This is a genomic window from Pseudanabaena sp. SR411 (assembly GCF_002251945.1).
Lineage (GTDB): Bacteria > Cyanobacteriota > Cyanobacteriia > Pseudanabaenales > Pseudanabaenaceae > Pseudanabaena.
Genome location: NZ_NDHW01000063.1, coordinates 43875 through 53296 on the forward strand (window position 1 = coordinate 43875; position 9422 = coordinate 53296).

Genomic DNA, 9422 nt, shown 5'->3' on the forward strand with positions numbered 1-9422 from the left:
AATTCTTAAATGGTTTCTTAGATTGAGGAGGCAAATTTCTACCATGAAAATGAATAGAATCACATCAAGAAAAATCCTACCAAGAATTATTTTAACAACCTGTTTAGCTTGCATCGCCATCCCCACAAGTAACGGTGATCGCGTATTATCGCAAGCAGAAAGCTCAGTCACTATCACTCAAAATCCCAAAGCCACAACCTCAAAAGCAGAAGCAGATCGATTGCGAGAACAAGCCCGACAACAATCTCAGGCAAAACAATATTCAGAAGCATTAAAATCTTTGGAGCAAGCTTTACAAATTTATCGTAGTCTCAAAGATCGCAGCAATGAAGCAAAAACTCTCACTAACTTGGGACAAATCTATCGCAGCTTAAGAGATTCCTCAAAAGCGATCGCATATTACCAGCAAGCCTTGGACATCACTATCCAAATTGCCGATCTCCAATTGCAAAGCAATGTATTAAATAGTTTAGGCAATGTGTATAACGCACTAGGACAGAAGCAAAAAGCGATTGAGTTTTATCAGCAATCTCTAGCGATCACTGAGCAAACCAGCGAAAGTGTCTGTGCGAAATCACCAAAAGATAAAAGCTGTATTGTGATTCGTGACATCCAAAGAAGTTCTCTTAATGGTTTAGGGAATATCCATAATTCTCTCGGACAGCATCAAAAAGCAATTGAGTTTTATCAACAGTCTTTAGCAATTGCTAAACAAATGGGTAATCGCCAAGGTGAAGGGCTTGTACTTGGTAATTTAGGCAATATCTACGACTCCATCGGTCAGCCCCAAAAAGCCATCGAACTTTTCCAGCAATCCTTAGCTATTGCCAAGCAACTGGGCGATCGCGAGGGGGAAGGAACGATGTTTTTGAGTCTGGGCAATGTTTATAATTCCCTTGGGAAGTACCAAGAAGCTATTAATTTTTATCAACAATCTTTAGTCATTGCTAAGCAACTTCGCGATCAAAAAAGTATAGGAAGTGCGCTTGGGAACTTGGGAAGTACTTATAACTCTTTGGGACAGTATCAAAAAGCAATTGAATTATTCCATCAATCCCTTGTCATTGATCAAAAGCTGGGCGATCTCCAAGGGGAAGGAATTACTCTGGGGAATTTGGGGAATGCTTACTATTATTTTGGAAAGTCCCAAAAAGCGCTTGAATTTTATCAACAGTCCTTAGCGATCGCTCAGCAAACGAATAATCGGCATAGCACCGCAATTTGGCTCAATAATCTGGGCAATGTCCACAATTCTCTAGGGCTATACCAAAAAGCGCTTGAATTTTATCAGCAGTCCCTTGCAATCGCTCAGCAAATGAGTGATCGCAACGGTGAAGGGAAATTGCTAGGAAATTTAGGTAACACTTATTACTATCTCCAACAATATCCCAAAGCAATTCAGTTTTATCAGCAGTCCCTCGCAAATGCCAAACAAATAGGTGATCGCCAAAGTGAAGGAGCGTGGCTGAATAATTTGGGAGTTGCTCATCACTACCAAAAACAATATTTAAAAGCTATTGAGTTTTACCAGCAATCGTTAAGTATTTATCAGGAAATCGGCGATCTTGATGGACTAGGTAGCGCTCTGACAAATCTGGGCAGCGCCTACACAATTTCAAGGCAGTATCCCAAAGCATTTGATTATTACTATCAAGCTCTAGCCACCGTCCAACAAATAGGCGATCGCCACGGTGAAACCGCTACACTCAAAAACTTGGGCTATTTATTTACTACCCAACAACAACCCGAACTGGCAATTATTTTTTATAAACAATCGATCAATGTCAGTGAATCTATTCGCCAAGATATTCGTGGACTCCCAAAAACAGTACAGCAATCCTATTTAGAAACTGTTGCTGATGGTTACAAGCGCCTTGCCGATCTACTCCTCAAACAAGGGCGAGTTATGGAGGCTCTACAGGTCATCGATTTGCTCAAATTTCAAGAACTCGAAGACTATCTCAAAAATATCAAGGGCAGTGACAGATCGGCGCAAGGTGTCAGACTTTTAGAACCAGAGAAAGTAATTAGCGATAAGCTATTAGCGGTTAGCTTTGAGAATAGTCCTGAAATTAACAACCAACTTGCTAAGCAGATCCAACAACTTCCTAAATCTGAAATCAACAAAGTACCCGACTATCTCCAAAAAATTCCTCAAGGAACGGCTCTACTTTATCCCTTAATTTTAGGTGACAGACTCGAAATTATCCTCTTCTCACCCAACACCCTCCCCATCAGCCGCACCGTCAAAATCTCGCCAAAAGAAATAGAAACCCTAGTGACTGATTTTAGAGCTACCCTTCTTGATACTGGCTCCGAAGACTACAAAGAGCCTGCGGCTCAACTCTACAAATTGCTGATTAAACCCATCGAAGCCGAACTCACCCAAGCTAAAGCCACAAAAATTCTCTATGCACCTGATGGTATCTTGCGCTATGTTCCCCTTACCGCACTCTATGACGGTAAACAATGGTTAGCTGAGAAATATCGCATTAGTAATCTGATCGCCTACACCCTTTTCGACTTTTCACCACAACCCAAAAATACACTCAACATCCTCGCAGGAGCCTTTGGTGGTAAAGCAGGAGAGAAAAAATTTGGACAAAATGCTTTGCCAGCAACGCTCACAGAAATCCAAGCGATCGCCAATTCTTTTCAAAACTCAGTCACGTTAGCCGAAGAAAACTTTAGTCGCCAAGCGATTGAGTCAAATTTCCAAAATCATAATATTCTCCATCTTGCCACCCACGCGGAATTTAACATTGGTGTACCAGAAAACTCCTTCATCATTTTCGGTAATGGCGACAAAATCCGTCTTAATGAAATCACCAACTGGCAGATTCCGAATATCGATTTGATCGTGCTGAGTGCCTGTCAGACAGGCATAGGTAAACTTGGTGATGGTGTAGAAATCTTAGGTTTTGGTTATCAAGTTCAGAAAGCAGGAGCAAAACAGGCGATCGCCTCGCTCTGGAAAGTTGACGATTCTGGTACACAAGCTCTGATGGCAGCCTTTTATCGCGAGTTCCAAAAAGGCGATATCACGGTTACAGAAGCTTTACGCCGAGCGCAAGTTTCTCTGATTAAATCATCTAATTTCAATCATCCTAATTACTGGTCAGCATTTTTTGCGATCGGTAATGGATTGTAGGGAATACGGTGCTTTGCGCTGTATGTTGCGATCTTTTTTAACTGGTGATCGAAAAACTGTTGCTGAAAGGCTAACTCATTCGCAGCTTGGATAAATTGCTTTGCTGGTGTAGCTCCATCATCGGCTGATGGCATCGCACTGATGCGGATAGTTAAATCAAGAGCATCAGATCGATCAGCGATCGCTTGCACAGCATAGCCATATTGTTGAAGCTCATCAAATCCAATTTGCAACACATCTTGATCTGCAATTCCCAATTTGGCAATTAACTGCGATCGCTTGATTTCCTTGCCTGTTCGGCTCAGATATTTAGCTATTCCTACGAGAGTTTGCCATGCGATCGCCCCATTTATTTGCTCAGGATTTGGATAAACTAAAGCAAGAGCCTGATTAGCTTGATTAGCTTGATCGATGATTGTGTTCAAATCTTGCCAACTTTGCGGACAGCGATCGCAGATAGTTGCCGATAAAGGTTGCTCAAGTTGCTGATCCAGTTGAATTGGATCACGTCCATACCAATCAATGATCTTGAGATTGACATGAGGATTTTTGATTGATGTCGCAAGGGCTGGCAACTCAGCATGGAGGGGCGCACTCTGAGCATGAAAATCCAGCAGACGCACATCATAGCGGCGGCGAAAGGCATTATCGACTAGTTCGATGACGACATCACAAGCTGTATCAGGCAACTCATAGCTGTAATGCCCCCACCAATCGCCATGAATTTGATTGCCTTGGCGATCGCTGAGGGTAAATTCGGTTTTAATATATTCAACTTTCTGTCCCTTAGCCGTACGAATATTCGCATTTGATATGTCTGAGAAAAGACAATCGCGGACTAATAACTTAGGATAAGGATTCCCCATGCCGAAGGGTTCTAGTTGCTTGAACTCATTAAATAAGTCCTTTGTAAGATCCGCGATCGCTACTTCTAAATCAATCTTGATCGTCTTACTTTGCAATTGTCCATATTGGCTCCAAAACTTCCGATCAATTGACTCGGCTAGTATCTGTAAATTCTCCAAGCGGAAGCTCAAACCACCTGCTAGAGGATGTCCACCAAAGCTTAGTAACAAATGTTCTTGATCTTTGAGAAGATCATAAAGATTAATTCCCTCAATTGATCGCGCACTACCCTTCACAATTCCATCCTCAATCGTACAGAGAATCGTCGGGCGAGCATATTCGGCGACTACTTGACCAGCCACCAAGCCCAAAACTCCCACTGACCATTGCGGATCAGCAAGGATAATAATTCCCGTTGTTGATAAATCGAGTTGTTTAATTTTTTCTTGAACCTGTTTGAACACCTTTTTCTGTAAAGCTTTGCGCTGTGTATTCGCCAGTTCCGTTTGATCGATCAGAGACTTGCAAATCTTCTCATCACGGGTGGTCAACAATTCCACACATTTCCGCACATCGCCCCAGATGCGACTAACAGCATTAATGCGCGGCGCAATCCCAAAGCTAATATCGATCGGGCGATCGCCGACTCGTTTACATTGCTCCAAGAGCATTCGCACACCAAGGCGTTTTTTTTGCCGCAATACTTCGATGCCCTTTTGAGCAAGATAGCGACAGTCTCCCGTAAGCTGAACCAAATCTGCAACTAGCCCGATCGCCACTAAATCTAATAAATCCTCTAGAGGCTGCTGAGGTACTTCTGGCAAGGTTTCATAAAGTGCTTCCATTAACTTATAGGCGACCGCCACACCCGACAAGTTAAATAATGGATGCTGGTTTGGTAAATAACGCGGATTGATAATGGCTGTGACAGGTGGACGCGCATCGGGCAAAGTGTGATGATCAGTAACGATCACATCAATTCCTAAATCCTGAGCATGGGTTAGTGCAGCCAAACAAGTACTACCTGTATCACAAGTAATAATTAAGCTTAGTGATTTTCCTTCAGAATGGCATTGCGATCGCAACTCTTCTAAACCACGAATCGATATACCATGGGACTCCTTGAGGCGATCGGGGATATAAAAAACTAAGCGATCGCCTTGAGTAAAAAATTGTCCTAATCCTTCCCACAACACTGATGTTGCCGTAATGCCATCGGCATCAAAATCTCCCCAAATCGCGATTGTTTCTCCTTGTTCATAGGCTTGTTGAATGCGCGCGATCGCCTGCTGCATTTCAGGAAACTCAAAAGCACTCGTCGGTTGATAGGCTTCTGTATCTAAGAATGTAGCTATTTGCTCAGGCTCAACTATTCCTCTCTGTAAAAGTAACGCTGCTGCAAACTTACCAACTTTTTTGATTAACCAAGTCGGTGGTTCAACTGCTTCTAAAATATGCCAACGAGTTAGGGACATATTGCTATCGATAACTTCTTCTCCCAAAATAATGCATGACCCATTTGTGGGTTTAACTCATAGCCACTAAAACCGAAGGATTTATATGCTGCTTTAGCTGCATGGTTACCATCTAAGACTTCTAGGGTTAGTTTACAACAGCCTAAATCCCAAGCGATTGTCTCTGCCATCTGTAGGATAAGTTTCGACAAACCTTGACCTCGGTAAGGAAAAGAAACAATCAGATCATGAATATTGAGCAGAGGCTTACAAGCGAAAGTAGAGAACCCTTCCAAACAAATAGCTAATCCCGCAGGAATATGATTAACAAAAGCAAGAACTACATGAGCAGAACTTCGTTTAGATAATTCTGCAACTAGATTTTGTTTAACAAATTTTGACAGATCTTGACCACCTCCCATTGCATCAAGAGCATATTCACTCATCAATTGGATTACTGCTTCTGCATGATCATGATTACTCAGATCTGCCTTAATTATCTCAATTGTCATAATCCTTGTGTTATGGGTAGTTATTAGAATTTAGGTATTAAGATGGGCAGCGAGAAGTGTTGCTCATCCTCAACTCTTGATTACTAAAGTATTATGAACAGTCTAAAGTCTCAGTAGTTTACCTATCGTAAATGTCACGATTTATTCGCGTCCTCAAGTTTTTATCGCAGCAAACCCTTAGATAATGTGCTTTACACTCAAACCTGAACCAATAATTTTTATAAAAGTGTTGCAAAGCATTACTTTTATAAAAATTATTGTGGTTCGATTGATCGATAAATTGCTTTTATAGCTATAGCCAGCCAAGTCAGGACATAAGACCCAAAAGAGAGTTGCGGCGCGAAGCGCCGCAACTCTCTTTTGGGTTTTGGCTTTGTCTTAACATTGATGGCTATAGCTATATACTAATTCACAAAATTGTCATCACACTTTTGTGAATTAAAAACTGAACCCAGTCAGGGTTTTAAAAACAAAAAAGGGGCAACTTTTTACGTTCCCCTTTTTCTGATGGATTTTGCCTAGAAGGTCAATTAACCCATTTGGCGACGTAGAGCTTCTAGCTCAGCATCGATCGCCGCACCAACTGTTGGCTTAGCAGCATCCGATGGGGGCAAAGCACCTTGAGGTGCAGGGCTACCTGTCATCATTTTTGCTTTGAGTGCGGCTAGTTCATCGTCAACCCCACTACCAGCCTCTAACTGAGCAAACTGAGATTCCAGATTGTCCATGCCAAGCTCAGAGCTAGCACTTGCCTTAGCTTCAGCCATTAATACACGCTCTTCCATACGCTCAAACGTTGCAGCAGCAGAGTTAGTATTAACCTTACCGAGCATATTGTTAAGGTTCTCTTGAGCCTTAGCCGATTGCATACGCGCCTTGAGCATCTCTTTCTTGGTTTTCGCCTCAGAGATCTTGCCTTCGATCGCAATCAGATTCTTCTTCAGCAGATCTACCTGCCCTGACTGCTGATCTAAACCAGCTTTCAAGGTTGCTGCGGAATCACCATGGGTTTTCTTCCGACTAAGTGCTTCCCTTGCTAGGTTTTCATCTCCTTTCTGGAGAGCTAGCATCGCCCGTTTTTCCCACTCTTGTGCTTGAGAAGCACTTTGATTATATTGTTGCTCTTGGCGCTTGAGAGCAGCCATCGATTGCGCGACGGCTTGGCGCAATTGCACCAAATCCTCTTGCATATCAATGATTGATTGCTCCAGAATTTTTTCTGGATCTTCAGCCGCCGTAACCATTGCATTTACATTGGACTTGACCACCATACCAATGCGATCGAGTAATCCCATAATCTTGTCCTTTGCCTTAGGGAGTAAATTGTTTACATACTATCATGAACCCCATAAAAGTACAGGCGGCGCTTAGCGCCGCCTGTACTTTATTTTATAGCAGCTCCGGGATTTGAACCCGGGACCTACGGATTATGAGACCGTCGCTCTAACCACCTGAGCCAAGCTGCCGTGCGTTTCTTAATATAGCATAAATGATGTAAATATTTTGCAATGTTAGCTTGTTAATTTTGCTAAAAAAAGTGAGATGCATTGCACTGCAATGCATCTCACTTTTTTTAGATTCTGCCATAGCACATAGTACCTTCGTGATAGAACTCCACACACCAACCCGCACATGGATCAAAAATCCATGTATCCCAATCCTCAGCCACTATTGCTTCTAGCGAAAGTTTAACCACATCCAACGGCATTGCTAGAATTGGTTGAGCAGCAGAGAACCAGACAACATTAACAATAGAATTAAGAAGTTGCTGGGTTTGGCAAAGCTCATGGAACATAGGAGCAGATGGTTCATGCCACTTCACACATGTACTTGCAGACATTCTATCCCAATCAATCTGTCCAGATTGCCAAGGGAATGATTGCCTGAGCCACTGTTCAAGATGATGAGATTCGGCAGTATTTGGTAAAAATATTTGACACAGATCTAATGGAATATCTAGCTTAATCAACAATTTTTGAGCTTCTTTTAGCTGCGATCGCTGTCGAAACTCAGTTAATTTTTGTGCTAGTTTAGCTTTACGTGGCGATGATTCCATTGGCTTCAAGTATAGCTTTATCTCGAATCCGACATGAATCACAAACACCACAAGGCACTTCACCACCTTGATAGCATGACCATGTAAGCTCAATTGGCACACCTAAAAGTCTAGCGCGTCGGACAATATCAGTTTTAGAATCCATGACTAAAGGAGCAATTAATTTCGGTGCATTTCCTTCTATACCCACTTTCGACGAGAGCGCAGCTAAATTTTGAAAGGCTTCCAAATAGTCAGGACGACAGTCGGGATAACCTGAATAGTCCACCGCATTAATTCCCAAATAGATAGCTTCGGCTCCCTTTGATTCAGCGAGTGACAAGGCAATCGCAATAAATACCGTATTCCGCCCAGGCACATAGGTAATCGGAATTTCACCTAATTGCACACCTTCCGTTGGCACAGCAATATTATCATCAGTTAGAGCCGAGCCACCCCACTGCGCTAAATTTACATCGACGACAAAATGCTCGCGAATATTCAAAGCAGCCGCAACTTGCCGCGCGGCTAATAACTCACGTTCATGGCGTTGACCATAGCGAAAGGATAAAGCGATCGCTTTATAGCCATCGGCGATCGCCTGAGCTGCCACCGTTGACGAATCTAATCCACCAGACAATAAAATTATTGCCTTTTTTGGGGAAGTCCCTATATCTACCATTTTGTTTACCTAACTCCCAACAACTTATGAGTTTGGATACTCACACGCCAATCTGGATGACTCAATACATATTGCAATACTAAATCCTTACTGCTAGCAGTTTCCCACTCAGCCTGTAAATATTTCACCATATGCGAAGGAACTCTTGCCGCATTCTGTTCAGCCCATAATAAATCCGATGCATCTTTGACCACAACCTTGAGTTCGCTGACATGTTCATAAATACTGGCATGGGGATGCTTAAATTGCTTGGGTGAAAAGGTTACCCAGTCAAAAATACCACTAAAGGGATGTGAACCCGATGTCTCTAGATGGATTTGCAGCCCTTGAGCTTTTAGCTCGCGCGTCAAATCATTCAAATCATGCATCAATGGCTCACCGCCAGTAATTACAACCATTGCAGGTTTAGCATTTACAGCTTCATCTACCAGATCAGCGATCGCTATTTCAGGATGTCTTTTCAAATTCCAAGAGATTTTGGTGTCACACCAAGGACAGCCGACATCACAACCCGCTAAGCGAATAAAGAAAGCATTCGTTCCCATCCATGCACCTTCTCCTTGCACAGAATGGAAAGTTTCAACGATAGGCAAGTGATTTAGACAATTAACTTTATCCATTTACTCGGTAATATTTCCCCTTAAAGCCTTGATTGCACCACGCTTGGTTTTATCGTCAACACGTCGGGTTTGAGCGCTGCGTGAGGGCTTAGTGGGTTTGCGTTTTGTAGATCGGAAGAGCG

7 protein-coding genes and 1 tRNA gene are annotated in these 9422 nt (G+C 42.6%); 1 reads left to right on the forward strand and 7 read right to left on the reverse strand.

Features of this window, described 5'->3' with window-relative positions:
• Positions 1–49: 49 nt before the first annotated feature.
• Positions 50–3151 carry a tetratricopeptide repeat protein gene (locus B9G53_RS05320; RefSeq protein ID WP_176453100.1) on the forward strand — a complete coding sequence of 1034 codons (3102 nt, stop codon included), beginning with the start codon at positions 50–52 and terminating at the stop codon, positions 3149–3151.
• Here the strand turns inward: B9G53_RS05320 and recJ are convergent.
• From recJ to B9G53_RS05355, 7 genes are all read right to left on the reverse strand, one after another.
• Positions 3112–5472 (reverse strand): single-stranded-DNA-specific exonuclease RecJ, encoded by a 2361-nt coding sequence (recJ, locus tag B9G53_RS05325; RefSeq protein ID WP_094529935.1) that lies wholly within the window; start codon positions 5470–5472, stop codon positions 3112–3114. The genes B9G53_RS05320 and recJ overlap by 40 nt on opposite strands.
• Positions 5463–5963: a GNAT family N-acetyltransferase gene (locus B9G53_RS05330; protein WP_094529937.1), complete on the reverse strand. Its 501-nt coding sequence runs from the start codon at positions 5961–5963 to the stop codon at positions 5463–5465. Before B9G53_RS05330 ends, recJ begins: the two co-directional genes overlap by 10 nt.
• Before the next feature lie 530 nt (positions 5964–6493).
• A complete protein-coding gene (locus tag B9G53_RS05335; protein WP_094529939.1) occupies positions 6494–7258 on the reverse strand; it encodes a PspA/IM30 family protein in 765 nt (254 codons plus the stop codon).
• A 97-nt stretch (positions 7259–7355) separates the two neighbouring features.
• Positions 7356–7429, reverse strand: a tRNA-Met gene (locus B9G53_RS05340).
• Between the two features lie 107 nt (positions 7430–7536).
• Entirely contained in the window at positions 7537–8019 is a 483-nt protein-coding gene (locus B9G53_RS05345; RefSeq protein WP_094529941.1) for a hypothetical protein, read from the reverse strand.
• Positions 8000–8680: a 7-cyano-7-deazaguanine synthase QueC gene (queC, locus tag B9G53_RS05350; RefSeq protein WP_094529943.1), complete on the reverse strand. Its 681-nt coding sequence runs from the start codon at positions 8678–8680 to the stop codon at positions 8000–8002. Before queC ends, B9G53_RS05345 begins: the two co-directional genes overlap by 20 nt.
• A 5-nt stretch (positions 8681–8685) precedes the next feature.
• Positions 8686–9300, reverse strand: coding sequence for a 7-carboxy-7-deazaguanine synthase QueE (locus tag B9G53_RS05355; protein ID WP_094529945.1), 615 nt, complete (start codon positions 9298–9300; stop codon positions 8686–8688).
• Positions 9301–9422: the final 122 nt, after the last annotated feature.

Coding starts and splice junctions, on each gene's coding strand:
- B9G53_RS05345 (WP_094529941.1), bottom strand. CDS start 8,019: ATGGAATCATCGCCACGTAAAGCTAAACTAGCACAAAAATTAACTGAG.
- B9G53_RS05335 (WP_094529939.1), bottom strand. CDS start 7,258: ATGGGATTACTCGATCGCATTGGTATGGTGGTCAAGTCCAATGTAAAT.
- B9G53_RS05330 (WP_094529937.1), bottom strand. CDS start 5,963: ATGACAATTGAGATAATTAAGGCAGATCTGAGTAATCATGATCATGCA.
- recJ (WP_094529935.1), bottom strand. CDS start 5,472: ATGTCCCTAACTCGTTGGCATATTTTAGAAGCAGTTGAACCACCGACT.
- queC (WP_094529943.1), bottom strand. CDS start 8,680: ATGGTAGATATAGGGACTTCCCCAAAAAAGGCAATAATTTTATTGTCT.
- B9G53_RS05355 (WP_094529945.1), bottom strand. CDS start 9,300: ATGGATAAAGTTAATTGTCTAAATCACTTGCCTATCGTTGAAACTTTC.
- B9G53_RS05320 (WP_176453100.1), top strand. CDS start 50: ATGAATAGAATCACATCAAGAAAAATCCTACCAAGAATTATTTTAACA.